Below are 25,691 nucleotides of genomic sequence, written 5' to 3'. Positions count from 1 at the left end.
GGTAGTGTGATGGAGTGCGATCTTCTGGTGATCGGATCCGGGCCCGGTGGCTACCGGGCGGCGGTATTGGCGGCGCTGCGTGGGCTGAGCACCATTATTGTCGAAAAGGCCACGTGGGGCGGGTGCTGCCTGAACCGCGGGTGCGTCCCCAAGAAGGACTGGTACCATACCGCGCGCGTGCTCGATTCCGCACGTCATTTCGAAAAGCGCGGTATCGTGGGCAGCCTGCGCGGTGATCTCGCGCAGGCGTGGCGCCATCAACGCGAGGTGGTCGTGGCAGTGCGCGACAGCTACCAGTCGTATCTAAAGCGCCTGGGCGTAACCGCGCTCACGGGGCATGCGCGGTTCCAGGACCAAAACACAGTCATCGTAGAGCCAGGCGGCGACACGATCTCGCCGCGCGCCGTGATCATTGCCACCGGCTCTGCGCCCCATGTCCCGGAGGGCTTCGCGGTGACGCCGGGGCGCGTCCTCCACAGCGATCTTTTGTTCGACGAGCCGGCGCCGGAAGGGGCGCGGGTGCTCATCGTGGGGGGCGGGGTGGTGGCCCTTGAGTTCGCCTATATCCTGCGGACCTTCGGTCGCGAGGTGACGTGGCTTGCGCGCCAGGATCCGTTTGCGCGGCCGGAGTTCAGTACACCGGCCATGAAGCTCTTGCGCACCGCCATGGCCGACGTGGGGCTCGCACCGATCCGTGCCGGGGCGCGCACGCTCACGACCACCGAGACCGGCGTGTCCGTTACCACCACCGGCGGTGAGATCATGACGGCGGATTGGGCCTTGCTCGCCACCGGCCGGCGGCCGGTCACTGAGGGGCTCGATCTGGCGCGCGTAGGGGTGCGCCTTGATGCCCGGGGTCACATCGTTGTCGACGATAAGATGCGTGCGGCCGGTACCACGATCTACGCCATCGGGGATTGCGTGGCGGGCCCCATGACCGCCAATCGCGCGCTCTACGAGGCCGGGGTTGTGATCGACAACATCCTGGCACCCGGGAGCCGTAGGCGGGACCTGACGCGCGTACCCGAGGCGGTCTACAGCGCCATCGAACTGGCGCGCGTGGGACTGACCGAGGAGCAGGCCGAGGATGAGGGCCACGAGCCCGGGGTCGGGTTCGCGGCCTTCGAGACCTCGCCTCGGGCGCTTGGCCAGGATGAGCCGGAGGGTTATGTGCGACTCATCGCCGATCTCGATAACGGCGCATTCCTTGGGGGCGAGGTCCTGGGCGCCGAGGCCGGCGAATTGATTCATATGCTCACCGCGAGCCCATCGCTTGGGGCCCTGCGCCGCATTGCCGGTACTGGCTTCAATCACCCCTCGCGCAGCGAGGAGTTCCAGAACGCTGTCGAGACCCTGGCCGCCAAATGGCGGCTCCAGGGCTATGTATTCGGCGCCGGCGACGGCGCGCAAGACGCATCCTGAGTAGGGCGCCATCTCGCGGCCGACCCCGCGTTTTGCCCAGCCATTCTCCATGTGAGGCCCTAGAGCCGGCAACGCCCGATGGCGGTGTAGGCGTTCCTGTACGGGAATCTCGGCCACCTGCCCGGTATCTCTCCTCGCAGACCGGCGCGCCAGCGGATATCCATGATCGGTGTCCCATCGAGAATGGTGGGTTTTTGCCGGAGATCGTTGCGCGTTTCCGGGTTTTGCGCCATAGTGGCGCTCGCCTATCGTCACCATAATAGGGATGGTTCAGGAACCACAGCGGGAGGAGCGTATGGCAGGAGACGTCTTGAGCGTTTTCAAGGAGGCCGTGCAGTCCCGGTGCTGCTGCGCATTGCGCTATCGCGATCAGGCCCAGGTGCGGGTAGTGGAGCCGCATGCCGTGTACGAGGATGCAAGCGGCGAGATCATTGTGGACTGCTATCAGGTCAGCGGGCACTCGGAGTCGGGGCGCACGCCCCCGTTTTGGCGGCCGTTTCGCATATGTAAGATCAGCGCCGCGGCGCTACTGAAGAGGACCTTCGCGCCCCGGCACTCGGAGGGCTTCAGCGCGACCCGCTCCCGCTACCGCAACGGGCTCATCTGCGCAGTCTCTGATCCCGGTGCACCGGTCCTGCGTCCCCCTGTCTCTCCCTCGGCGCCGGTGGGGCCGTTTCGTCCCGCGAGGACCTCGCGGCGCTAGGCCTGCCCGTTATTGGCGGGCGAGCGTGGGGCGCATAGTCGACGCTGCGCGACTGAGGGCCAGCGCACCATAGCTCTCATCGGCACGATCCCGCGCTCAGCGGGGATCCCGGAAGCGTGGGGCGCTTCCGCGGCGCGGAGATGCGCGGATAACGAGGCGATCTCTCGTTGCGTACGCAAAGAGGCCGGAGTATGGCGATAGCGGTCAGATGGCGGCACTTATCCGCAGGGTCAAGCGGCGGTGGTGAGGGCCGGATGTGGCTTCGCCCGCTTGAAGGAAGCCGCTGTACCATCCGGCCTGTCTTGTCGATTAGCGCGGCTATAATGCGATCAGTGCGCAGGCCTAAGACAGCCCATGAATCCCGCAGTCCCCTTATGAGCCTGCCCCCACGGCGCCTGCACGCGACTCCAGGATAGACGCGGCCGTCATCCTTCTGTGGCTCCGTCCCCATCACCGTTCATGCGCTCGACCAGCATCTGGACGGCGCGCGGGTCGCGGGCTGCCATGACTTGCGCGGACTGCTGCTTCAAGTCCGCGATCGCGCTCTCGCGCACGATCTTTTTGATCTCGAGCAGCGCCGAGGGATGCATGCTGAATTCCCGCAGGCCAAGTCCCAGCAAAAGGCGCGTATAGCGCGTGTCGCCGGCCATCTCGCCGCACATGGCCACCGGGATGCCTTGCTTGTCGGCGGCGTCTATGGTCATGGCGATGAGCCGCAAGACCGAGGGGTGGAGCGGATCGTAGAGATAGTTCACGGTGTCATCAACGCGATCGATGGCAAGCGTGTATTGAATGAGGTCATTGGTGCCGATCGACAGGAAGTCGAGGTGGGCGGCGAACAGGTCAGCGGACACGGCGGCCGCCGGGACTTCGATCATGCCCCCTATCGGTATGTCAGTGTCGAAGTCGACGCCAGTCCGAAGCAGCTCTTCTTGCACCTCGCGCACGAGCTCGACGACGCGCGCGATCTCGTCGATATTGGATAGCATGGGGATCATGAGGCGCACCGTTCCAAACGCCGATGCGCGCAAAATAGCGCGCAGCTGGACTTTGAAAAGCCCGACCTCCTGCAGGCATAGACGCACGGCACGCAACCCCAGGGCCGGGTTGACGGCCGTGGTCGGCAGGTCGATGTCGGCGTGTTTGTCTGCCCCCAGATCGAGCGTACGAATGGTAACCGGCTGCCCGGGGAGCTCGCGTATCACCTTGACGTAGGCCGCGAATTGCTCCTCCTCGTCGGGCGGCGTCTTGCGGTTCATGAACAAAAACTCAGTGCGATAAAGCCCGATACCGCTCGCCAGGGCCTGATGAACGCCGGCCATGTCCTCGGGAAGTTCTATGTTGGCGAGCAGCTGCACGGTAACGCCGTCGCGGCTTATAGCCTCACTTGTGCGCAAGGCCTTCAGTTCACGCTGCAGCCGTTCGATCTTGCGCGCGCGCCTCTCGTATTCGGAGATCACGATCGTGTCCGGGGCCACGAACAGGATTCCGCGCTTGCCGTCGACTATGAGCACGTCGTTATTGTCGATGTAGCGGGTGGCGCCGTGAACCGCGACGATCGCCGGTATCCCGAGGCTGCGCGAGAGGATGGCGGTATGCGAGATCGGTCCGCCGAGGTTGGTGACAAACGCCACGATACCCTTGTTTTTCAGGGTCACGGCATCGGCCGGCGCGAGGTCGTTAGCAACCACGACGCGTCCATCCAATTCATCCGGTATCAGTTCGGCCTCGTGTCCATCCGGGTTCAGGAGGTTGCGCAGGACCCGCTCGACCACCTGCGCGACATCGATCTTCTTGTTGCGCAGATAAGGGTCCTCCATGCCCTCGAACACCGCAATCAGGCGATCGCTCTGGGTCTTTAGCGCGAACTCGGCATTCCACTGATTATCGCGGATGTCTTTTATGGGTGCATCCGAGACCATGGTGTCATTCAAAATGAGCAGATGGGTGTCGAGAAAGCTTGCCGCCTCGACCGGTGCGTCCGGCGGGATGTGATCGCGAATGTCACTCAACTCCCGGCGCGTAGTCTCGACGGCTTCCAGGAAGCGTTGCACCTCGTCTTCCACGAATGCCGCCGGTATGACGTATTCCGGGATCTTCAGGCGTTCGCGCTTCAACACATAGGCGCGTCCTATGGCGATCCCGCTGCTTACGCCCTTGCCGTGAAGTGCGAGCATCAGGCCTCTTCTCCGAAGCGCTGTTCGATCAGTCGGCACAGGGCCTGGCTGGCCTCGCCCTCGTCTACTCCCTCGGCGCAAATCTTCAAGGTCGATCCCTGGCCGGCCGCCAGCATCATGATACCCATGATGCTCTTGCCATTGACGCTACGCCCATCGCGGGTCACCGTGATGGTGGATTCGAACGACGAGGCGAGACTTACGAGCTTTGCCGAAGCCCGCGCATGCATGCCCAATTTATTGACGACCGCGACCTCAATGCACTTCATGCTTGGCGTCATCCAGGAGACAAAATTCAGTGGCACAGACGATCCCTTCCATTCCGCCGCTCAAGGCCTTCCCGATAAGGTCATCGAGCGGCAGGTCGCGGTAGTTCAATACGCGGATCAGCATGGGTAGATTGAGGCCGGTGACGAGCTCCACCCGATGGCGCGCCAGCAGGCGGCAGGCGACGTTGATATGGGTGGCCCCATAGATATCGGCGAGGATCAAGACCCCCTCGCCCTGGTCGACCGCGCGGATCGCCTTGGAGAGCGCCGTAGTCAGTTCGTCCGGTGGCGTCTCATAATGCACGGGAAAGGCCACCAGCGCGGGTGGCCGCTGGCCCAGGACGTGGTCTACGGCCTCGAGAAGGCCGAAGGCCACATCTTTTTGTGCCAAAACTAGCAGTCCTATCATGAAACTGTCCGCCCTCCGTTACCGCCATGGTGACCCCTATCCGCCGGTGCGTGCCCCAAGGTGCCGCCATCGGGCATTCGTCGGCCTTTCGGTCCGCGATTAGGGTGCCGCCGAGACAATGCCCTCGGTGAGCTCCCGGTGTCGGATCTGGGTGTTTATCCCTTGTTTGCGAAAGTGCGCCGCAAGCCTCTCAGCCAGATACACCGACCGATGCTGGCCGCCGGTGCAGCCGATCGCCACTGTCAGGTAGCTGCGGTTCTCCTGCTCGAAGCCGGGCAGCCATCGTGCCAAAAAGTCCGCAATATGTTCCTGCATCGCCGCCACCTCCGGATGGCGCTCCAGGAATGCCGCAACCGCCGGATCCCTTCCGGTCAGCGCCCGCAGGCCCTGCTCCCAATAGGGGTTGGGGAGACAGCGGACATCGAAGACGTAGTCGGCGTCGAGCGGTGTCCCATGCTTGAACCCAAAGGACTCGAACAGCAGCGTGATGCCGCGCGTGCTCGCGCCACGCGCGAATTCATAGATGAGCTGTCGCAGCTGCTGGGCGGTCGTATGGGTAGTGTCGATGCGCCGCGTGCAAGAGACCGACAAGGGCTCGAGCCGCGCCTTCTCCAACCGTATGCTTTCGAGAAGCGGGGTCTTGGTATCCGTCAACGGGTGCCTGCGGCGCGTCTCCTTGAAACGCTTCATGAGCACCGCCTCGTCGGCCTCGAGGAAGATGATCCGGTAATCGACGCCCAGCGCACGGAGTTTTTCGAGGTTCATGGGCGCGGCGTCGAGAAACAGGCGGTTGCGGGCGTCGATGCCGACGGCGATGTCGGAGAATTCCGAGCGCATGTCATCCATCTGGTGGGCGAAATGCGGGAGCAGTGCCGCCGGGAGGTTGTCGATGCAATAGAAGCCGACATCTTCCAGCGCCTGGAGCGCGATACTCTTTCCGGACCCGGACAGGCCGCTTATGATGATGAAGCTCATGGGGACTTCATGGCGAGACTCTGCCGGTGTATGAAATCCTCAAGGGCGTTGATGCCCCGACGTCGCAGGATATGGCCGCGGGTGGCGACCTCGACGAGCACCGCGAGATTGCGGCCCGGGGCCACGAATAACGCCACCTCGGCGACCTCGATGCCGAGGATCGCGCGGGTCTTCTGTTCCGCCTGCAGCCGGTCTATTCCGGATTGCGGGTTGGATGTGTAATCCTTCAGGCGCACGATGAGATGCAGGGTCTTTTCATGGCGCACCGCGGTCTCGCCGAACATGGCGCGGATGTTCAAGATGCCAAGCCCGCGGACCTCCAGGAAATCGCAGAGCATGTCCGGGCAACGGCCCTGGAGGCCATCGGGGCCGATGCGGAAGAATTCGCAGGCGTCGTCTGCGATCAACCGGTGGCCGCGGCTCAAAAGCTCAAGCGCGAGCTCGCTCTTTCCGACCCCGCTCTCGCCTGTCAGGAACACCCCGAGCCCCATGACCTCCATGAACACGCCGTGCAGGATCTCGCGCTCGGCGAGCGCACGCGCTAGATAATACTGGAGGTCATGGATGACCCGCGGGCTCGGTAGCGAGGAGCTGAAAAGCGGCATGGATGCGGCGTCCGCGGCGCGGCGCATCTCATCGGGGACATCCTGACCGTTGGCGACGATCACGATCGCCGATGATGGGGACCCGAACAGTTCGGCGAGCGCGAGTTGGCGGGCCTCCGGGGTGATGTGTTCGTAGAGATAGGCGGTCTCGTTGGTGCCGATGACCTGCACGCGGTTGGGGTGGACGAAATTCAGGTGGCCCACAAGCGCCATTCCGGGGAAGCGCGCGGTGGCGAGCTCCAGCAGGCGGTTGGCGCCCGCCTTCCCAGACTGCCAGGCGAGCTTCAAGGTCTCGCGCTGGGCCTCGTACACGTTTTGCGCCGTCAGTATGGTACTCATCGCACCCTATCGTCCATCCGCCTTGCCGCCACCCCGCGGCGCCCCGCCCCGGGGGCCGGGGCGGGTGTCTGTGCGACCAGTATATAACCCCGCGCCCAGCTGGGCGAGACGCTCATGGCCGCCCCCGGAGGGGCGCCGCCGGGCTCAGCCGGACCGATGTTGATCCATGACCTTCTCCTTGTGGCGGAGAATCTGCCGATCCAGCTTGTCGGTAAGGAGGTCGATAGCGGCATACATGTCCTCGCCGGCGGCATCGGCATGGATGACCGCGCCCTTGGCGCGCACATTGGCCTCTGCGGTATAGCGCTTCTTCTCCACGTGCAATACCACATCCGCGGTGATGGCATGGTCGAAATGGCGCTGGATGCGCCCGACCTTCTCGAGGGCATAATCGCGCAACGGTGGGGTGATCTCTACTTGCTGTCCACTGACCGTGATATCCATAGGATTCCCCTTTGTTCTCAATTAAACGAGCGATTTTCGTTGACTGGACGGCGGGATACTGAGTGACTCCCGGTATTTCGCGATGGTCCTCCTGGCGATATTGATGCCTTGTTCCAAGAGCAAATCGGCTATCTTGCTGTCACTGATGGGTCTGTCGGGCGGCTCGGCCTCTATGATCTTGCGGATAAGCGAGCGGATGGCGGTCGCCGAGCAGGTGCCGCCGTCGGCCGTGCCGACATGGCTCGAGAAGAAGTATTTGAGCTCGAATATGCCACGCGGCGTCATCATGTATTTGTTGGTGGTGACCCGCGAGACCGTGGATTCGTGCATACCGACTTCTCCTGCGACGTCGTGCAAGACCAGGGGGCGCATGGCCTCCGGCCCATGATCAAAGAAGCCGCGTTGGCGGTCGACAATGACACGTGCCACCTTGAGCAGGGTCTCGTTGCGGCTTTGCAGGCTCTTTAGGAACCACCGCGCCTCCTGGAGATGATCGTGCAGGAAGCGATCCTGCGCGGACCCGCGCCCGCGTTGTATCATGCGCTCATAGTGGCTGTTGATGCGCAGCCTCGGCATGGCGGCGATGTTGAGGTCGGCGCGCCAGCTCCCGCGCCGCTTCTTTACCAGGATCTCCGGCACGACATAGGCATTGGGGGCGGTCGAGACATGCGATCCCGGCCGCGGGTTCAGGCCCTTCAATAAAGCCATGGCGGGCCCCAGCGTCTCCGAGTCGAGGTGCGTCAAGCGCTTGATTTCCTTGAAATCACGCTGCCCGAGGAGTTTCAGGTGTGTGGGGTCTGTGAGGAGGCGCGCGGCGTCCCGGTAGGGTGTCGCCGGGTCCAGGCGGCGCAGCTGCAGGTCGAGGCATTCGCCTAGGTGGCGCGCGGCGACCCCGACCGGATCGAAGTTTTGAACCTGGTGCAAGACCGCCTCGACCTCGTCTGTGGTGAGTTCCAGGTCCGGGAGGGTTGCCAGGATATCGTCGACGCCCCCCACGAAATATCCGTCTTCGTCGATGGCGTCGATGATGGCGATGGCCACGAGCCGATCGCGATCCGAGAACGGCGTCATCTGCAGTTGCCAGAGGAGGTGGTCCCTTAGGCTTGTTGGGCGGCTGTTGCGCGCCTCGAAATTGGTGTCGTTGTCGTCGTCGCCGCTCCCGGAACTCGATGGCGCAGGCTCGTAATCGCCCTCCCAGTCGAGTTCCGCGGGGTCCGCGTCGCCCTCGCCATCGTCCCGGACCTCGTCGGCGGTCACCGCCTCGGCCGGTTCCTCGGCCGCCGCCTCTTCGCCGTCGGTATGGTCGGCCTCCTCCAGGAGCGGGTTTTTCTCCAGGACCTCGCGTATCTCCTGCTCGAGCTCGATCGACGACAGTTGCAGCAGACGGATCGCCTGCTGCAGCTGGGGCGTGATGGTGAGGTGTTGCCCGATTCTGAGGTCGAGTGTCTGTTTCATAAGATCCTTAAGACCTATTTTAGTCTATTCCCGCAGTTTCCAGAAACTGGGGTTAGAGCACGAAATTCTCGCCCAGATAGACGCGCCTCACATCAGGATCGGCAAGCACGGATGCCGGGTTCCCCGAGGCCAGGACATGGCCATCGTTGATGATGTAGGCGCGGTCGCAGATCTTCAGGGTCTCGCGCACATTGTGGTCTGTGATCAAAACGCCGATCCCAAGGCCACGCAGGTGGGAGATGTGTTTCTGGATGTCGATGACCGAGATGGGGTCGACGCCGGCGAACGGCTCGTCTAGGAGCATGAAGCGCGGCTTGGTGGCGAGCGCGCGGGCGATCTCGACGCGCCGGCGCTCGCCGCCCGATAGGCTCATGCCAAGCGTCTTGCGCCGGTCGGCGATGTGCAGGTCCGCGAGCAGCTCCTCGAGCCGCGCTTTGCGGCCGGCGGCATCGAGACCGTCGATGGTCTCCAGTATCGCAAGGATGTTCTCTTCGACGCTCAGTTTCCGGAAGACCGAGGCCTCTTGTGGGAGGTAGCCGACCCCGAGCTTGGCGCGCTTGTGCATGGGGGCATCCCCGATATCGACATCATCTAGGAGGATGCGCCCCTGATCCTTGTGCACCAGCCCGATCATCATGTAGAAGCAGGTCGTTTTGCCGGCACCATTGGGCCCGAGGAGTCCGACCACCTCGCCGGCCGTCACTGTGAGGCTCACATCCTTCACGACCTGACGTTTCTTGTAGGCCTTCGATAGATGCATGGCGGCGAGCGTGCTCAATGCCCGCTCCCTGCCTGTGGCGCGCGGCTATGGGGTACGATCCGGGCCCGCACGCGCTTATGCGCACCGCGCACGGCCGTTATGCGCTGCGACCGGACATAGTAGTGGACGATGTGCCCATGCAGGACGTTGACCCCCTGATGAAAGACCACATGCCCGGTCAACGTCACCTCGTCGGGCGCCGCCGCGAAATCCAAGGTGAGCGCGGTCCCAAAGAGCGGCAGCCCGCCGGTCTTCTGGTCCTCCATGTGCAGGGGTGTACCGCGCGCGTGGATCGACAGGACGTGGCCATGCAGCGAGTGCACGCGCACGCGATCGGCATGCACCGTGAGCCCATCCTGGACGATACGCACATGGCCCAGGTAGACGCTCATGCCGGTGCGTTCGTCCACCTGAATATTGTCCGCGCGCACACTCAAGGGCTGCGCCAATTGATGGGTGTGCGCGTAGGCCTCAGGGGTTAGGAGGCAGAACGCCAATAGTACCGCGAGCCGTCTTGTCATGACGTGGTAAGGCGGACGGTCAGGGTGTGCGTATGGACCACGGTCGGGCCGAGCTGCGTGGTCTTGCCGCGAAACACCCGCACATGGCCGCGCATGGTCAGCACATGCCCGTGCGGGGATACATAACCCTTGCGCGCCACGGTGGTAGTGATCGCATGCCGGCCAAACTGGGTGAGGTGCGGCTCGATCAGCAAGGTGCGCTTGCCCCGCGAGAAGTGGATCAGCCGTTCGGCGGTCAGTATGAAACGGGGCCGACCATGGCGGTTCATGGCCGTGAGTTCGGCGTGGTCGATGTAGTAATCGGGGCGCGCGGGCGCCACCCGCGTCAGGGTCAAGGCCGGACCCACGAGCGCCTCCGGGAGCCACCAGAACAGCCCCGAGAACAGCAGGAGGCCGGCGAGCAGCAGGAAGCGGCTTAACCACCGGCCCATGAACACTCACCTTGATAGGCGCACCCGAGCTGACCATCGAGCGTGCCTTGGGCGCGCATCACGAGCTCACAGACCTCACGCACCGCCCCCTGACCTCCGTTATGTTCCGTGACCCACCGCGCGCGCGCGCGTACCAGCGGGTGGGCGTCGGCCACGGCCACCGCCAGACCCACGGACTCCATGGCCGGCAGGTCGATGACATCGTCGCCCATGAATGCGGCCTCGGAGGCCGCCACTCCTTGTTCCTGAAGCAGTCTGCCGACTGCCGCGCGCTTGTCGTGACAGCCCTGCACGACCAGCGTGATGCCGAGGTCGTCGGCGCGTCGTTGCACGACTTGCGAGCGCCGGCCGGTGATGAGTCCCACGCCGACCCCGGTGGCCATCAGCATCTTGATGCCATGCCCGTCGCGGCTATGGAAGGCCTTGAACTCCTCACCGGAGTCGCTCAGAAAGAGCCGTCCGTCGGTGAGCACCCCATCGACATCCAAAAGCAGCAGGCGCACGGCCTTGGCCGCCACCATGATCTCCACGGCGCCCGCATCGCCTTGTCCGGTCATACCACGCCCGCCCGCAGGAGGTCATGCATGTTGAGGGCGCCTACGATCCTATGGTCGCCATCGACGACGAATAGGCCGCTGATGTTATGGGTGCGCAGCAGGGGCACGAGTTCCGCGGCCAGATGGTCGGCGGACGCGGTCTTGGGATCGCGGGTCATGACCTCGTCGATGCGCGCCTTATAGACATCCACGCCGCGATTCAAGGCGCGGCGCAGATCGCCGTCCGTGAAGATGCCGCACAGCCGTTCCTCGGCATCGACCACTGCGGTCATGCCAAGCCCCTTGCTGCTCATTTCGATAAGGGCCTCGGGCAGCGGTGCGCGCACCGGCACCTTGGGTATCCGCTCACCGGTGTGCATGATGTCGGCGATGTAGACGAGCAGGCGCCGGCCGAGACGGCCGCCGGGGTGCGAACGCGCGAAGTCCTCGGGTGTGAAGCCGCGTGTCTCGTACAGCGCGATAGCGAGCGCATCCCCCATGGCCAAGGCCGCGGTGGTGCTGGCGGTCGGCGCGAGATCCAGCGGGCAGGCCTCCTTGGCGACGCGCACCGGCAAGTGTACATCGGCCTGAAGGGCCAGGCTCGATCCGGGGGCGCCGGTCAACGCCAGAAGCCGGACGCCCATGCGCTTTATGATCGGTAATATCGTCAGGATCTCGGCGGTCTCCCCGGAATGCGAGATCGCCAGCACCACATCCTCGGGGGTGATCATGCCGAGATCGCCATGGCTCGCCTCGCCGGGATGCACGAAGAATGCCGGCGTACCGGTACTTGCGAGGGTCGCGGCGATCTTGCCGCCGATATGTCCCGATTTGCCCATGCCGACCACGACCACGCGCCCCTTGCAGGTAAACAGCAGCTGGCAGGCCTCGGCGAAGGATGTCTCGAGATCGCAGGCCAAAGACGCAAGGGTCTCGGCCTCGAGCGCAAGCACCCGTTGGCCGAGGGCGATCAGGGAATCCCGGTCCGGGTCGAGTCGTAAGGGGTTGTGGCGTGCCATTGGTGGGAGTATAGCGAATAAAGCCGTCCCGATCCCCAATCGACTGTTAAAAGACTATAATGGCCCGCTGCATCGGGGGGATATCGTGGAATCTTTTCTCATCGTGTTGCGCGACCAGGCCCGGGATCCCAAGCGGCGGCCGGACAGGGCCCTGGACGACGCCCTGGCGCGCCTGAGCCGTATCCTGTCGCAGCTCGCAGTAGCCCTTGAGGTCGAGTACCGTGGGCCGTTCGTCGGGATCGGCGCCGGGCGCGAGGCCTTTTGTCTGGCGGTCCGCGCCCACGAAGAAGGCCCTAATAGTACGGTATGGGCGGCGCGGGTATGCAGCGCCGCGCCCCATCGGGGGCTTGCCGCGCATTGGGATCTGGCCGCAGTCTCGCGGCTGCGCAAGCCGCTCGTGGCGCAGGCCCTGCCGGCGTTTCTGGCAGGCTACCATGGGGCGGTGACCGCCGCTGCGCGTGCCGATACCGCCGCCGGTCGCCGCCTCCTGGCGCTGTCTCAGGCCCTGGATCCGAACCATTGACTGAATCCGCTATCTCGGTGACCGATCTCAGCAAGCGCTACGGGACGGTCACCGCCGTCGCGTCCTTGAGCTTCGATCTCGCGAGCGGTCGGGTGTTGGGCCTCCTGGGGGGCAACGGCGCCGGCAAGACCACGACGCTCGCGATGCTCATGGGTCTCTTGCTGCCGTCCACCGGATCGATCCGGGTGTTGGGCGAGGACCTCCTGCGTCATCGCTACCGGGTGCTGCCGTGGATCAACTTCTCCTCGCCCTACGTCGATCTGCCGCATAGGCTCACGGTCTATCAGAACCTGCGTGTCTATGCCGGGCTCTACGGCGTGCGTCACGCGCGCTCGCGTATCGATGAGTTGGCCCGCGACCTCGATCTTACGGAATTGCTGGATCGCCCCTATGGACGGCTGTCCGCGGGCCAGAAGACGCGCGCCTCGCTCGCCAAGGCGCTCATCAACCGCCCCCGGCTGCTGCTATTGGATGAACCCACGGCATCCCTCGATCCGGACACCGCCGATCGCCTGAGGACCTATCTGCGCGATTACCAGGAGGCGAGCGGCGCCGGCGTGGTCCTGGCCTCGCACAATATGCTCGAGGTCGAGCGCTTGTGCCACGAGGTGATCATGCTGCGCCATGGGCGGATCTTCGATCGGGGGGCGCCGGCCGATCTCATCGGGAAGTATGGGCGCGAGACTCTGGAGGAGGTGTTCCTGGACATGGCGCGCGGGCGATCACAGTTATGAGCGAGAGGATGATGGGCAGCCTCCGGCGGATCGGCGCCATGATCGAACGCTACGTCTATCTCCTGAAGGGGTCGTGGCCGCGCATCATCGAGCTCGCCTATTGGCCGACCATGCAGATCGTGCTGTGGGGCTTTCTGAGCGAGTACCTTGTCCACCACAGCAGTTACCTGGCGCAGGCCTCGGGCGTGCTTCTGGCCGCGGCCTTGCTGTGGGATGTCATGTTCCGCGGCCAGCTCGGGGTGTCGGTGGTGTTTTTCGAGGAGCTCTATTCGCGCAACTTGGGGCACCTGTTCGCAAGCCCCCTGCGGGCCTACGAGCTGGCCGGCGCGCTCTTTGTTATAAGCCTGCTGCGTACGCTCGTGGGGAGCGGCATGGCGGCGCTGTTTGCCTACTGGTTCTACCATTTCCCGATCTGGGAGATGGGTGTTGTGCTCGCCGCACTTTTCATGAATCTGATCGTCATGGGCTGGTCGATCGGGCTGGTGGTGGCCGGCCTCGTGCTGCGCTACGGTCTGGGGGCGGAGAATCTGGCGTGGGCGGCGATCTTCGCGATCGCGCCTTTGAGCGGCATCTATTACCCGATCTCGGTGCTCCCGCAGGTACTGCAGGTCGTGGCCCACGGCCTGCCCGCGGCCTATGTGTTCATGGCCATGCGTGCGCTCATGTTCCATCATGTGGTCTTGTACGGTGCGCTGTGGAAGGCGGCCGCGCTCAATGTCGTCTACCTCGGGTTGGGTCTCGCGGTCTTTCTGCGCACCTTCCGCGACGCCCGTGTCCACGGACGCCTCTTGAACCTCGGCGAGTAAGATCGTCCGCCCCTTTTTGCCTACGGCCGCGTCATGATGCCTGTGAGCGGGCGCCGGAACGCGTCGGCGAGCACGTCCGCGGTCCGGGGGAAGCGCGGTTGCCACCCGAGCACCTCCCGGGCGCGGGTGGTGTCGAGGACGAGCGGCTGATCGAGCCCCGCGCTCCACGCCGGGTCCGGGCCGACGCCCAGGTAATGGAAGGCTATGCGCGCCGCCACTTGGGCGAGTCGGGGGCTTACGCCGAGGGCGAAGCGGTGCAGGTACCTCTGCATCGCCTCGAACGACAGCGAATCCTCGCAAGCGAGGTTGATGGCGTCGGTCGCCGGCGAGAACAGTGCCGCACGGATGGCCGCGGCCACATCCCATTCGTGGACGACCTGCAGGGGTGGGGCCGGGGGGCGCAGGCGGGGATAGAAGGGCAGGCGCAGCACTGCTCGCAGGAAGGGCTGGGCGTGAGTCCCCAGAATGATATGCGGGCGCAGCCGTAGCGCGTGAAGCCCCTCTTTTTCGGCGGCCATCACGATCTCCTCGGCTAGTACCTTGTCTTCGGCATAACGAAAGCCGGGTAGTGGTTTTAGCGCGGCGCTTTCGGTGATCGGCTCACGGCTCGTCCCGTACACCGAGGCGCTCGAGAGCTGGATCAGGCGCGCCCCAGGGTCAAGCGCGTCGACCAGGGCCTTCGTCCCGTCCAAGTTGATGGCACGCGCCAAGGCCCGGTTATGCCGTTCGCGGCCGAGATCGCCCTCGATGACCACGAACGCCATGTGCACCACGGCATCGGCGTTCCGTAGCGTATGACCCAGGGCGCGGTCGCGAATATCGCCGCACAATATGCGCAGCTTCGGGTGATCACAGGGGATGGGCCGCCAGTCATGAAGGGTGAGTTCGGTGACGCGTGGGTCGCCCAACAACATCGGGATGAGGACCCGCGCGAGGCAGCCTGCGGCGCCGGTGATCAGGACGCGCACGAAAATACCGGCAGGACCTGCTCGCTCAAGAGCATGAGCGCCTGACGATTCTGATCGGTGGGGCTTGCCCCGGCGCCCACCGCGCACAGTAGATGATCGACGCCGGCCTCGGCGTAGGTCCGTAGCCGCTTGCGGCAGTGTTCCGGGTCGCCCGCTACCACCATACCGAGACGCTCGAGGATGGGCAGGTTCACGCCCCCCTTCAAGAGCGGTGCCAGCGCCCCGAAGCGCCGGTAGTATTCGTAGCCGTCCTGGAGCCGCGACAGCAGGGGGGCGGTCAGGCGCAACAGCTCCCGATAAAACCACGTAATGTTGGTGCGCGCGATGCCCCGCGCCTGCGCGCCGTCTGTGAGGCAAAAGATCCCGAGCGTCATGCCCACGCGCGGCGGGCGCGCGGGATGCTCTCCATGATGCCGGGCGTAGGCCGCCCGATACCGGCGGATGTCTTCCTTGACCATGAACCATGGCTTGAAGGGTCCGGCCAGCACCCCAAGGCCCAGGCGTGCCGCAAGCTCGAAGCTCTCCGGGCTCACCGCCGCCATCCATAAGGGCGGGTGAGGTTGCTGGAGAGGGCGCGGGCGCACGGCGATGTCCGCGAACCGGAAGTGGCGCCCCTCGAAACCGATGGGCCCGGGTTCGGTCAGCGCCTTGATCAATATCTCGAGCCCCTCATCGACGAGCCCGCGGCTGTCCTCGGTGCGCACCCCGAAGGTTTCATACTCCTTCGGCGAGAACCCCCGGCCAATGCCCAGCTCAAGCCGCCCGCCGGACAAGAGGTCGAGGGTTGCCGCGCGCTCGGCCACCTGCAGCGGGTGATGGTAGGGGAGCGGCACGATGCCGTGACCTAGGCGAATGCGCCGGGTCCTTTGGGCGGCAGCGGCCAGGAACAGGTCGGGGGCCGAGCCATGCGCGTATTGCGGCATGAAGTGGTGCTCGGTGAGCCATGCGGTCCCAAACCCCAGACTATCGGCCAGGGCGATCTCTTCGAGGGTCTCCTCATATACTTGTCGCTCGCTGCGCCCCGCGAAATCCGGCACCGCCAGCTCATAGAAAAGATCAAACTCCATCAGCCCCCCAAAAGCCTCATGGTCCTCGCGCGGGCATTGTAGTTGTTAGCTAGGCCGGCCGTCGACGTACCCGCCAGCCTGAGGATACGGGCAGCGTCTGGCCCGACCGTCGCACAATACGGGGTCCAATCGGCGGATTACGCTTGCTGTTGAAAATCAACCTTCTCCATACCGACTCCCTTACGGTTAACGTCCGCTGGGATGAAGTGTTAGAGCGCACCGTTATAGCCGCAATGGGAAATCTGCGAGACGCGAAGCAGCGGGTAGTTTTCGGAAATTGCGGCACTCAGTGCAACACCACAGGCAACGCCTTTGGCGCCAATCTCGGCAACCAGCTCATCAATTGAGAGGATTGCGTCACCGGCAATGGCGTGACGATCCTTAGGGTGCGACGGAAAGACAGCATTTTGACGAAGATGAAGTGGTCCCTACGCAGCGGACCTCATAGACGGGTCTTGATCTGGGTGTTGCATTCTGCGCGCATACTCGTTGGGCGACAAGTATCCGAGTGATGAGTGCAGGCGGACAGGATTGTAGAATCCGTGGATGTATTGCGCGATCGCTCTGTGGGCGTCCTGTTTTGTCGCATACGGCTCGGTCGCTTCTTCGGTCTTCAGTGTTGCGAAGAAGCTCTCCGAGACCGCATTGTCCCAGCAATTTCCCTTGCGACTCATGCTGGCCACCATGCCAAGTGCGCCGAGAGCGTTGCGGAAGTCATCGCTGGCATACTGGCTGCCGCGGTCGGAATGAAACACCGTACCGGATGGCGGTGTCTGGAGATGGCAGGCATTGCGCAGCGCATTGAGCACCAGCTCATCGGGCATGCGATCCGAGAGGCTGTAGCCGAGCACCTGGCGTGTCTGTAAGGCGATAATCACCGCCAGGTACAGCCAGCCCTCACGAGTGGCAACGTACGTGATGTCGCTTGTCCAGGCCGGCACGGCTGTGTCGACGCTAAATCGCCTCTGTAGGACGTTCGGGGCGATGGCGCGCTGATGGGCACTGTCGGTCGTGCGCGGCACGAAGCGCCCTTTACGCACGCCTCGCAAGCCTTCCTCGCGCATCACTCGATGCACACGTTTGGGGTTGATGCGCATGCCCTGTGCGCGCAGGGCATGCGTGAGGCGCCGGCGACCATAGCGGCGCCGGCTTTCCTCGTGGACCTGTATGATCGCTGCACGCAACGGAGCGTCCGCGTCGCTCTGTGGCGCACGTTCTCGGGCCTGCCAGGCGAAGAATCCCGACGTCGATACCTCAAGTACCCGGCACATGAACCCGATCGGGTAGTGAGTCCGCTGCGAGGCGATATAGGCGTACTTCACTTGGACTCCTTCGCAAAGTACGCTGCGGCTTTTTTTATGAAATCGCGCTCCATGCGCAGCTGAGCATTCTCGGCTCGAAGCCGTGCATTCTCAGCTTCCACATCGCTCACAGGACGGCGCTTCCCGTCCTTGGCGAACCCTGCTCCATCACGCGAAATGCGGATCCAATTAGCCAGCGTCTTGACCGAAATACCGAGCTTGCGGGCAGCCTTTGCCGCTCCGAGGCTCTCTGCCAATGACACTGCCTGCGCCTTGTAATCGGCGGTATATTGAGCACGAACCTGACGTTCCATAGTGACCTCCAAGTGGTTGGTTTAATCCATCCATTAGAGGTCCGTCAACGGGGGACCACTTCAAAGAGGCGTTTCTGGTGGGAGCCATGAAAACATTTCGGAAAAGATTCCGGGCGGCCTCGAATTTCTTGGCATAGCGTGCCTCGCGGGTTTCCCAAGTATGAGCATCAATAGATGGCTCGTAACCTAGGAGATCGCCGGAATGTGGGTCGTAACCGATAACGTCGAATTCCATTTCCCAACCGCCTGCTTCAGCCGATCAACTTTCGTATTGCGGCGAACCAGATAGGCTTGCCAGTCGAGGTATTCAACGATCAGTGATTCAAGGCGCGACATTGGCGCCCTTTTCGTTTGAGATAACCGGCCTGCGCGGCTTTTCGCGAAGGTCCGGTGGATTGAGAGGCTAGCCATCAGAATGGCAGGCCGTCGGCGATGGGGAACTCATCTGGGGCGCCATTGAGAACCCATTTCGCCATCCACTTGTCCATTGGGCCGAGGCTCTCTCCCCGGATGATTTGCCCCAGCCACTTCTCTCGCTCGTCCTTCGAAAGTATTTGGGCGGCAAGCAAGATTGAGCGACGGTCCCAAAATGCGTAGTGCAGGAGTTGATTCTTTCTATCCTTTATCCACGCCTGATTGTTCATTGTGATGGCGGCGCGAGCTTGCGGACGAAGTCGCTTGCTTGAGAAGACAAACGCGCGAATTCTCGGGAAGTTCAAGAGCTCTTCGTGGCGGGAGAAATACCACTCCAGCCATAGCCTTACGGCACGAATATTGGAGGCGGGGTGATCGCAGAGGCTTTGGAGCTGCGCTGCGAAGGAAGAAACGAAATCGCCATCAGTTATTGAATCGAGGTATAGCGCAATGTCGTTTACCGCCGGGGCAAAGAAAGCAATGTGCTCCATGAGACAGCCGGCAATGTCTTTGATCGCGTGTGCTCGCGCCCGCCGGACAATTGCGCGGATTACGCCAAGATCGAGAGTTTCAAACTTCGTGATGCGCGTTAGCGCGTCGAGAAGGATGGCGCCGGCATCCTCAATTACGACGAGATCGACATCTTCGACCTCCATCGTATAGGGATTGACGACCTCAATTTCCGCGAGAATCTCGAGTTTCTCCAGTTGATATTGGTTATTCAACTCTTGCTTTATGAAATCTTCGGACTTGCTAATCCGGGTCTTCTCGGACGAAAGAGATAACCGCTGATTCTCATGAAGGTAGACACAGAAGTCTTGGAGAAGCGATTGCAGTTCTTGAAGAGAGTTTCCAAAAATGCGAAAGTCATCTACATATCGAACATGCTAGAACCCACGGGCATAGATGAACTGATCGACGTCGATCAGTGTGGCCTCCGCCATGATGATGCTTGCGGCTGGACCAACTGGAATTCCCTGTGACGCCCGCGTATTGAGATCTGTCAGGAAATACTCGATTCGGCGCGATATTCCCGGGGGGCGTCGGTGGCGGTTTGAATTGCGTTCTGGAGGCGGTGAAGATAAATTTTGTTGTAGAAATCCGAGATGTCAGCCGAAAGAACAAATTGAAAGTCGGCAGACAGGTTTTCACATCGTTCACGATAAACATTGAAGCCAGAGCCATCGGCAAGGAAGCTCCTGTCACTCTCCGAGATTCTGTAGGAGCACGCGACTTCGGGGCTCGCCCGAGCAGTTTCTACGCTCGAAGCGATAGTCTTGGCTAGGGCCGCATAGACGATTGAGTCGAGGGGCTCAGGACGATGAACGATCCTGAACCCGCTCCGTGTTTTTGGCCAGGGCTCCACCAGTGGGGGAGCCGAGAGAATGTGGTCAAGATCGGATTCCAGGATGTACTGCTTTACTTCGTCCCATAAATGCCCAATAGCAAGAAATTCCTCAGCTCTCGGGAAGAAGTCCGTGTCGTAATAGGTGGTGATATGTCGTAATGCGAAGTCAAGGCTATCCGCATTGATTAGCGTCTTTAATGGCTGGGTCATATCGGCGGGACCAATAGAATCTGATGACTAACAGTTATTATGAAGACCCATGGGTCCGGACGTTTTTAATAAGGAGACAGGCATTTCTTGGGTTTATCATATTGATTGTTATGTAGAGTTTTGTCCGGCCGTCCGGTTATTACATTATGTAAAAGGAAGCATGGGCCTCATGGATTATACTCCGGATTGTTTCTTTCTATTACACACATCTTTCTGTCAACAAAGCATGAGGCATCGATGAATATCGATAGGTAATCGAATGGCCTGTCTTATGCGTTGCAGAGATGCCGGCGAAAGTCCCGCACGAGCGGATAGATCCAGATACTTTTGACGGGCTTTGCGTGGCGATGCAAGACGTCGAGCTTACCGCGCCCTTGAGTATCCCCAAGGTTTTGCCAGTTGGCCGCCTTGTAGCAGGTACCGGTAAAGCGCGGCTTCTCGACGAAGGTTTCGAGCAGAACCGGGCGATAGCTGTAGCGGGCGTGCCAGTCGTCGGGGAGTCGGCGGCTGACCAAGGCCAGGATCCGTGAGGCCAAGTTTGGGCAATGGATCCACGGCAGAATAAGGAAACGGGCATTGTTGACGATCAGGTGCAGATTGCGTTGCCGCTGATCGACCGTCCAGCCGATGGCCTGATCGCGGGGCTTGACCTTCCAGGCGCTGGCCCCGAAGCCCAGGGCCGCGACGATCTGGCCTTGGGCGCGTACGAAGTAGCGCAGTTGCGCCCCGGGCATGAGGGTATGCCCGAGGTAGTGGTGGCGTTCGATATAGGCGTTCCACAGCCGCGATTCGGCTCTGCCGAGGACCGGATCAATGGTGAGCGTAGCGAGATCGATGGCCGGGATGACGGCGGGTTCGCAAACCGCCTGTTCGATGTCCGGATAGGACCGGTAGGTGACGGGCTTGGGGTTGCGCGGCGGGGGCAGTGTGATCAGCCCATCGGCGTGCATGCGGTTGAGGGCCACGCGACAGCTCATATCCTTCAGAGCGCCATTTTCCCGGCGCCATCCGAGCCTCTCACAGACTTCCCGGGATAAACGAGCACGGTTCATCTGGGGGGTCGTGAGCCACTCGCGGATCAGCGCGATCTCGGCTGGTGTAAACTCTCGTCCGCAGTAGCGCATCGTTCAGCTCGAGTCGCGCGGGCTGAGGACATGTTTATGGGCACGCAGTGTCTCGACCGTCTCGTAAAGACTCGTCCAGCCGCGCCAGAGCACGGTGACGCCGGGTTCGCCATCCCCCTTGCGGCCCAAGTGGCCGCCGAGCCGGCCCAGCATGCGCACCATGTCGCGCAGCGTCGGGGCAGGACCTGCGGGGGGCAATGCCCGCGTGACGCGGATATGCAGCGCTTCGACCTCCTCCTCGGAGAACACCTCGGTGGCCGGCCGATCCGGGTGCGCGCGGGCCAGGTAGGTCACATGCATCAGGCGCACGCCGATGATGCTGAAAAGCGTCAGATAGCGCTTGAGGCGCAAGGCCTCCTCGAGCAGGCAGTCCTCGACCTTGCAGCCGGATTTGAGCACCTTATGCCAGATCTCGATGCCCCAGCGCCGCCCATACCACCGCACCTTCTCGGTGGCGGACGCGAAGTCTTTGACGATGAGATTTGTGAGCAACACCCAGCTGATCGGCTCCACCCCGGCCGGCGGGGACGACTCGGTCGCCCCGATCAGGGTGACGGTCACAGGCTCGCTGGAGCCGGACGTCTGGGCCGCCCCACGGCGCGGTGGGGGCTGGATCGTGACCTCGGCTGTGCGCACCTCGATCGCCGCCGTGCGCGCCTTACGACTGCCGTTGCCAGGAACCTCAATCGTCATGCTCCCCCATGCCGGGGCATCGCTCAACGCCTCGAGCATCCGCGTGCAGCCCGCGCTGTCTTCGGGCACGAGCTTGCGGTCGGTGCGCGCGCGGATGAGATAGTGCGCCTGCAGGTCCTGGGCGCGTGTCAAGAACTCGAAGAAGTCCGATTCGCGGTCGGCCACGGTGACGACCGGCACGCCCGCGGGCGCCCGCTCGACCGTCTCTTTGAGCGCAATAAGCCATTTCGCGCTCTCTTTTTCCTCGATCGCCGTGACCTGCAGGCGCTCGATCTTCTCCTGATAGTCTTCCTCCGGGATCTCCCCGCGCGCCCAGATGCTTTGGCTCACGATCCCGAGCGGCACGCCCGAGGTGGTGAAGGCCAGTGCGTTATGCATGATGAGGCCCCGGTCATGCGCGGCGTTGCTCTTGCCAATCGGTCCGAGGCCCCGAGTCCTGACGTGCCGGCCGTAGGAGAAGAAGACCGTGTCCTGCATCACCAGCACCGCACCCCCGCAGCCGGCCATGCGCGCGGCCGTCGCTTCCCAATGGGGTTTGAGGATCCCCGCCGCGCTCGCCTTGGCATTATTGAACAGCCGATACGCCGCTTGCGTACTGGCCCAATTGCCGCACGCTTCATTGATCGGCGAGCCGGGAGATTGGGCGAGATATTCCGCAGTTTTCACCAAGCGACGATCCAGGCGTTTATCGGAGAGGTCGGCGCGGGCAAACTCTTGTCTCACCCACTCGACCGACTCTGTGCCGGCCTCCATGATCGCCCGCACATCCGGATCCCCACAACGCCTCGACTTTTGCACGCCGTCCGCCTGTCCTTGTCGCACGCCGCGACAACCGCCACCTTACGCAATCTCGGCGCGTGTGTCCAGCACTTTCGTTAGGCGCGTCAAACAATCAGAGAAAATCGCCAAAGATGTGTGCAATAGAAAGCGGATTGTTTCCCTAAACTGGCTCTGTCGAATTTCATGTGGGTTGACCCGCCATATGCGGATTGATCTGCGAGAAGTCGCGTCGGCCTGCGATCAGGAAGATCACGGTGCGGATGGTCGAGAATCGGCCATAACCGCGGGCCTTGCGGGCCTTGCGCTTGGCGGCCTGGAAGAGGCCATTCAGGGCCTCCAGGAAGCCATTGGTGGTGCGTGTCTGGGCCCAGGCGCAGATGCCATCGAGATGGGAGCGCACGAGGCGGGCCACCGCCTTCATGGGCTCGACCTTGGAGCGGCTGACATTCGTGCACCACGGCTTCAACATCAGGCGCACGACATTCACCTGTTTGCGGTTTAGGATCTCGCGGAGCTGCTCGCGGTACACCCGGACCTAAGCGGTGCGTTTGGTCGTCACGTCCGCCATCAAGGCATCGAGGTCATTTCGGGCGGCGGCGGTGAGCGAGCGGGAATCCTTGAGGAGCGTCCAACGCAGGCCCTTCAAGGCGGGATCGCGCTTTTGTTCGGCGCGACGTGTGAGGTCAAGCGCATGGGAGGCGTGCGCGATGACGTGGAACTTGTCGAAGGTGACCTGGGCGTCGGGAAACTGGCGAGCTACCCCCTTGATGAAGGCCGGCGACAGGTCGATCAAGACCTGCGTCACAGCCCCGGGATCGCCGCCATGGGCCGGGATCTCCTGGGCCAGGCGCTCGATGACCTTGGCATCGCGTTCCTCGGTCACGGCGATGACGGCGCGCCGGGAGGCATCTGCGGCGATTGTGACATAGTCGTGGCCCCGCGCCTTGGAGGTCTCGTCGATGGCCAGGCTCTCCACTCCGGAGAGATCCTGCTGGGCCACGGCGAGATCGACATAGCGCTCGCACAGGCCCATGACGCGGTGGAGACTCACTCCCGTCAGGCGCGCCACCGCCCGAAAGGGCATCTCCCGGCAGAACGTGAGGATCAACGCCTCGAAGAGGAGCGTGAAGCCGGCAAGCCGGCCCACGAAGGCGGGCTTGATCTGGCGCACGCTCCCGTCGGGAAGCCTCACGCGCGGTACGCGCACCTCGAGGAAGCACTCGTGCTGGAAGAAATTCAAATGCCGGTAGCGGTTGACCGTGGTGTCATGGACGGGGTGTTCCCCGGCCACTTCGGGATGTCCAAACCGACTGCCGGAGATAAAGTCCACGGCAATTGTCAGCGTCCGGGCCTTGGCATCGAAGGTCACATCCCGTACATGCCAGGGTGTTTCAATCCCCAAAGCCGCCTCAAAAAGCTTCGTTTCCGCCATCACCGCCACTCCTCATTGGGTTCTCTGGCGGTATTTTATCCATGATCGGTACCCACTCGGAATTCAACAGAGGCCTCATATTGCCGGCCGCATGGCTGGTCGATGAAGACGGTCGATCTCAAGGTCCGGCCTATCCACCATCGCTTGAGCGACAGGGCATTGCCGGCCGCATGGCCGGTCCGGGCCCACATCTTCCTCTGCATGCTCGCCCACACCGTCGAGTGACACCTGAAGGAGGCCTGGCGGGAACTACTCTTTACCGACGAGGACCAGGCGGCCGGCGCCACCCGTGATCCGGTGGCGCCGGCCGCGCGCTCGGCCGCGGCGAAAGCGAAGGTCGCGCGTCGACACCACGCAGACGGTACACCCATCCACAGCTTCCAAACGCTCCTCACAGAGCTTGCCACCATCGTGCGCAATACGTGCTGCACCTCTGCTGAAGCCGATGCGCCGACCTTCACGGTCACGACCCAATCGAACCCGCTCCAGAGGCGCGCGCTGGATCTGATTGGCCAGTTGGCGGTGTAGTCAGAACGCGGCCACCGGATTTCTGCGAAAAGGCTTGAATGCCAAGGGGAAATGTCTTTGGGGCGGCTAGCAACTAAGGCTTAACACGGAATGGATGGAATATCAGGGGGAAGTATTGCAATGTACCCAGAACGGGTATTAATATACTCAAAATGGGTATGAGAATGCCAGCCAAAGCCAAACGGCCAAGATCGGGTGCCGCCATGCGGTATAAGTCTGTGTTGCGGGCGACAAGCCTCGCCGACGCGCTGTTTTCGATGACGCAGCAGCGTGTGTTGGCATTGTTGTTTGGTCAGCCGGAGCGGAGTTTCTTCACTACTGAGATCATAGGCCTGGTTGGTGCCGGATCGGGCGCCGTGCAGCGTGAGATCCGGCGCTTGGCGGAGAGCGGGTTGGTTACGGTGACGCGCATCGGGAACCAGAAGCACTGCCAAGCCAATCATACCTCGCCGATCTTCGAGGAACTGCGGGGCATCGTGGCCAAGGTCCTTGGCCCGGCGGAAATATTGCGCGGGGCGTTGGTACCGCTTGGGGATAAGGTGCGCCTGGCGCTGGTGTATGGATCGATAGCGAAGCGCAATGACACGGCCCACAGTGATGTCGATCTGTTGATTGTTTCGGATGTGCTGACGTTGGAGCAGGTTTATGAGGTGCTGGCGCCCGCCGAGCAACAACTCGGTCGCCGTGTCAGCCCGACTTTGTATACTGCCGCGGAGTTCCGCCACCGCCGAGAGAACGGCCGCCCGTTTCTCAGAAAGGTGTTGGCGGGCGACACGATCTTGCTGGTAGGTGATGACGATGACCTCCTCGTCTCTGGATAACCTTGTTCGCGTCGGCCAACTCAAGACCGAGCCACCAACGCAAGCGGAGTTCGACGGCCTGGTCCGTTCGGGCCGAGTGCGGCTCGCGGATGCGGGCAATCCGGCCCTAGCCCTGGAGAGCCGCTTCGATCTCGCTTACAACGCCGCGCACGCCTTATCGCTCGCGGCGCTCCGTTGGCATGGCTATCGATCGGAGAACCGCTATCAGGTGTTCCAGACCCTGACGCACACGCTTGCCTTGGACGCTACGCAATGGCGCATACTCGATCAGGCGCATCGCAAGCGCAACCTGGCTGAATATGAGGGTGATCTGGATGTGGACGAGGCCCTGGTGGCAGCTATCATCCGCGTTGTGCAGGCGGTGGCCGAACGGGTCGCGGCACTCGGACCTATTGCGTTGGAATGATCTCCGTCCGCTACGTCCGCCTCGAACGGCTTCTCTCGATGAGTCGACAAATGCCGATGGAATATGACGGACCAGGACCGACCTTACCATCCCGGATAGGTCGCGGGCCATCAGGGCGCGTGTCTTCGGCCCTACGGGTTCTTGATGCCCTCCGGGT

The 25,691-nt window shown here is 62.7% G+C and carries 28 protein-coding genes and 2 pseudogenes; 9 read left to right on the top strand and 21 right to left on the bottom strand.

From position 1 onward, the window contains the following. Positions 1 to 9 precede the first annotated feature (9 nt). Positions 10 to 1,422, top strand: coding sequence for a dihydrolipoyl dehydrogenase family protein (locus tag C4900_RS13270; protein WP_114283543.1), 1,413 nt, complete (start codon positions 10 to 12; stop codon positions 1,420 to 1,422). Between the two features lie 310 nt (positions 1,423 to 1,732). Then, positions 1,733 to 2,125 carry a hypothetical protein gene (locus tag C4900_RS13265; protein ID WP_141689399.1) on the top strand — a complete coding sequence of 131 codons (393 nt, stop codon included), beginning with the start codon at positions 1,733 to 1,735 and terminating at the stop codon, positions 2,123 to 2,125. Positions 2,126 to 2,550: 425 nt separating this feature from the next. On the opposite strand, the gene ptsP is transcribed toward C4900_RS13265, so the two are convergent. The 12 genes from ptsP to C4900_RS13205 all read right to left on the bottom strand — a co-directional run bounded on the left by ptsP (position 2,551) and on the right by C4900_RS13205 (position 12,065). Beyond that, entirely contained in the window at positions 2,551 to 4,302 is a 1,752-nt protein-coding gene (gene ptsP, locus C4900_RS13260) for a phosphoenolpyruvate--protein phosphotransferase (RefSeq protein ID WP_211306958.1), read from the bottom strand. Continuing rightward, positions 4,302 to 4,571, bottom strand: a complete 270-nt coding sequence (locus C4900_RS13255) for an HPr family phosphocarrier protein (RefSeq protein WP_065971981.1) — start codon at positions 4,569 to 4,571, stop codon at positions 4,302 to 4,304. The genes ptsP and C4900_RS13255 overlap by 1 nt, the downstream gene beginning before the upstream one ends. Continuing rightward, complete coding sequence (locus C4900_RS13250) at positions 4,558 to 4,962, bottom strand: PTS sugar transporter subunit IIA (protein WP_176716035.1); 405 nt, start codon at positions 4,960 to 4,962, stop codon at positions 4,558 to 4,560. Before C4900_RS13250 ends, C4900_RS13255 begins: the two co-directional genes overlap by 14 nt. A gap of 117 nt (positions 4,963 to 5,079) precedes the next feature. After that, positions 5,080 to 5,955, bottom strand: a complete 876-nt coding sequence (gene rapZ, locus C4900_RS13245) for an RNase adapter RapZ (protein ID WP_065971979.1) — start codon at positions 5,953 to 5,955, stop codon at positions 5,080 to 5,082. Then, a complete protein-coding gene (gene hprK, locus C4900_RS13240; RefSeq protein WP_065971978.1) occupies positions 5,952 to 6,899 on the bottom strand; it encodes an HPr(Ser) kinase/phosphatase in 948 nt (315 codons plus the stop codon). Before hprK ends, rapZ begins: the two co-directional genes overlap by 4 nt. 144 nt (positions 6,900 to 7,043) lie before the next feature. Continuing rightward, entirely contained in the window at positions 7,044 to 7,343 is a 300-nt protein-coding gene (hpf, locus tag C4900_RS13235; protein ID WP_065971977.1) for a ribosome hibernation-promoting factor, HPF/YfiA family, read from the bottom strand. Positions 7,344 to 7,364: 21 nt separating this feature from the next. Further along, positions 7,365 to 8,798: an RNA polymerase factor sigma-54 gene (locus tag C4900_RS13230; RefSeq protein ID WP_065971976.1), complete on the bottom strand. Its 1,434-nt coding sequence runs from the start codon at positions 8,796 to 8,798 to the stop codon at positions 7,365 to 7,367. Between the two features lie 52 nt (positions 8,799 to 8,850). Next, on the bottom strand, positions 8,851 to 9,576 hold the full coding sequence (gene lptB / locus C4900_RS13225; RefSeq protein ID WP_065971975.1) for an LPS export ABC transporter ATP-binding protein: 726 nt from the start codon (positions 9,574 to 9,576) through the stop codon (positions 8,851 to 8,853). Further along, entirely contained in the window at positions 9,573 to 10,079 is a 507-nt protein-coding gene (gene lptA / locus C4900_RS13220; RefSeq protein ID WP_065971974.1) for a lipopolysaccharide transport periplasmic protein LptA, read from the bottom strand. The genes lptB and lptA overlap by 4 nt, the downstream gene beginning before the upstream one ends. After that, entirely contained in the window at positions 10,076 to 10,510 is a 435-nt protein-coding gene (gene lptC / locus C4900_RS13215; protein ID WP_065971973.1) for an LPS export ABC transporter periplasmic protein LptC, read from the bottom strand. Before lptC ends, lptA begins: the two co-directional genes overlap by 4 nt. After that, positions 10,495 to 11,067, bottom strand: coding sequence for a 3-deoxy-manno-octulosonate-8-phosphatase KdsC (kdsC, locus tag C4900_RS13210; protein ID WP_065971972.1), 573 nt, complete (start codon positions 11,065 to 11,067; stop codon positions 10,495 to 10,497). Before kdsC ends, lptC begins: the two co-directional genes overlap by 16 nt. Then, positions 11,064 to 12,065 carry a KpsF/GutQ family sugar-phosphate isomerase gene (locus C4900_RS13205; protein ID WP_065971971.1) on the bottom strand — a complete coding sequence of 334 codons (1,002 nt, stop codon included), beginning with the start codon at positions 12,063 to 12,065 and terminating at the stop codon, positions 11,064 to 11,066. The genes kdsC and C4900_RS13205 overlap by 4 nt, the downstream gene beginning before the upstream one ends. 85 nt (positions 12,066 to 12,150) lie before the next feature. Between C4900_RS13205 and C4900_RS16415 the strand changes: the two genes are divergently transcribed. Genes C4900_RS16415 through C4900_RS13190 form a run of 3 tightly spaced genes read left to right on the top strand, consistent with a single transcriptional unit; the run spans position 12,151 to position 14,128 of the window. Then, on the top strand, positions 12,151 to 12,588 hold the full coding sequence (locus C4900_RS16415) for a hypothetical protein (protein ID WP_211306957.1): 438 nt from the start codon (positions 12,151 to 12,153) through the stop codon (positions 12,586 to 12,588). Beyond that, positions 12,585 to 13,322 carry an ABC transporter ATP-binding protein gene (locus tag C4900_RS13195; protein ID WP_065971969.1) on the top strand — a complete coding sequence of 246 codons (738 nt, stop codon included), beginning with the start codon at positions 12,585 to 12,587 and terminating at the stop codon, positions 13,320 to 13,322. Before C4900_RS16415 ends, C4900_RS13195 begins: the two co-directional genes overlap by 4 nt. After that, complete coding sequence (locus C4900_RS13190; protein ID WP_211306956.1) at positions 13,319 to 14,128, top strand: ABC transporter permease; 810 nt, start codon at positions 13,319 to 13,321, stop codon at positions 14,126 to 14,128. The genes C4900_RS13195 and C4900_RS13190 overlap by 4 nt, the downstream gene beginning before the upstream one ends. A gap of 20 nt (positions 14,129 to 14,148) precedes the next feature. On the opposite strand, the gene C4900_RS13185 is transcribed toward C4900_RS13190, so the two are convergent. Further along, entirely contained in the window at positions 14,149 to 15,096 is a 948-nt protein-coding gene (locus C4900_RS13185; protein WP_170132540.1) for an NAD-dependent epimerase/dehydratase family protein, read from the bottom strand. Then, the gene (locus tag C4900_RS13180; RefSeq protein WP_114283225.1) at positions 15,084 to 16,163 is read right to left on the bottom strand and encodes an LLM class flavin-dependent oxidoreductase; all 1,080 of its coding nucleotides are present in this window, start codon (positions 16,161 to 16,163) and stop codon (positions 15,084 to 15,086) included. Before C4900_RS13180 ends, C4900_RS13185 begins: the two co-directional genes overlap by 13 nt. A gap of 143 nt (positions 16,164 to 16,306) precedes the next feature. On the opposite strand from C4900_RS13180, the gene C4900_RS16410 reads away from it, so the two are divergent. After that, complete coding sequence (locus C4900_RS16410; RefSeq protein ID WP_211306955.1) at positions 16,307 to 16,510, top strand: hypothetical protein; 204 nt, start codon at positions 16,307 to 16,309, stop codon at positions 16,508 to 16,510. An 81-nt stretch (positions 16,511 to 16,591) separates the two neighbouring features. Here C4900_RS16410 and C4900_RS13170 read toward each other — a convergent pair whose 3' ends face one another. The 7 genes and pseudogenes from C4900_RS13170 to C4900_RS13130 form a co-directional block, all read right to left on the bottom strand. After that, entirely contained in the window at positions 16,592 to 17,485 is an 894-nt protein-coding gene (locus tag C4900_RS13170; RefSeq protein ID WP_114282231.1) for an IS3 family transposase, read from the bottom strand. Then, complete coding sequence (locus tag C4900_RS13165; protein WP_114282232.1) at positions 17,482 to 17,778, bottom strand: transposase; 297 nt, start codon at positions 17,776 to 17,778, stop codon at positions 17,482 to 17,484. The genes C4900_RS13170 and C4900_RS13165 overlap by 4 nt, the downstream gene beginning before the upstream one ends. Positions 17,779 to 18,188: 410 nt before the next feature. Continuing rightward, entirely contained in the window at positions 18,189 to 18,917 is a 729-nt protein-coding gene (locus C4900_RS13155; protein ID WP_114283224.1) for a hypothetical protein, read from the bottom strand. A 278-nt stretch (positions 18,918 to 19,195) separates the two neighbouring features. Beyond that, positions 19,196 to 19,750: a hypothetical protein gene (locus C4900_RS13145; RefSeq protein ID WP_114283222.1), complete on the bottom strand. Its 555-nt coding sequence runs from the start codon at positions 19,748 to 19,750 to the stop codon at positions 19,196 to 19,198. A 269-nt stretch (positions 19,751 to 20,019) separates the two neighbouring features. Next, on the bottom strand, positions 20,020 to 20,874 hold the full coding sequence (locus C4900_RS13140) for a DUF4338 domain-containing protein (RefSeq protein ID WP_114282479.1): 855 nt from the start codon (positions 20,872 to 20,874) through the stop codon (positions 20,020 to 20,022). Between the two features lie 3 nt (positions 20,875 to 20,877). Then, positions 20,878 to 22,365, bottom strand: coding sequence for an IS4 family transposase (locus C4900_RS13135; RefSeq protein ID WP_147267127.1), 1,488 nt, complete (start codon positions 22,363 to 22,365; stop codon positions 20,878 to 20,880). 163 nt (positions 22,366 to 22,528) lie between these two features. Next, positions 22,529 to 23,779 (bottom strand): annotated as a pseudogene (locus C4900_RS13130) (ISL3 family transposase). A 99-nt stretch (positions 23,780 to 23,878) separates the two neighbouring features. Between C4900_RS13130 and C4900_RS17565 the strand changes: the two are divergent. From C4900_RS17565 to C4900_RS13115, 3 genes and pseudogenes are all read left to right on the top strand, one after another. Beyond that, positions 23,879 to 24,307 (top strand): annotated as a pseudogene (locus tag C4900_RS17565) (IS1634 family transposase); the annotation flags it as partial. Between the two features lie 203 nt (positions 24,308 to 24,510). Beyond that, complete coding sequence (locus tag C4900_RS13120; protein ID WP_065969722.1) at positions 24,511 to 25,128, top strand: nucleotidyltransferase domain-containing protein; 618 nt, start codon at positions 24,511 to 24,513, stop codon at positions 25,126 to 25,128. Continuing rightward, positions 25,106 to 25,534, top strand: a complete 429-nt coding sequence (locus C4900_RS13115) for a hypothetical protein (protein ID WP_065969723.1) — start codon at positions 25,106 to 25,108, stop codon at positions 25,532 to 25,534. Before C4900_RS13120 ends, C4900_RS13115 begins: the two co-directional genes overlap by 23 nt. Positions 25,535 to 25,691: the final 157 nt, after the last annotated feature.

Source organism: Acidiferrobacter thiooxydans (genome assembly GCF_003333315.1).
GTDB classification, from domain to species: Bacteria; Pseudomonadota; Gammaproteobacteria; order Acidiferrobacterales; family Acidiferrobacteraceae; genus Acidiferrobacter; species Acidiferrobacter thiooxydans.
This window is presented reverse-complemented; position numbering and strand designations above follow the sequence as displayed.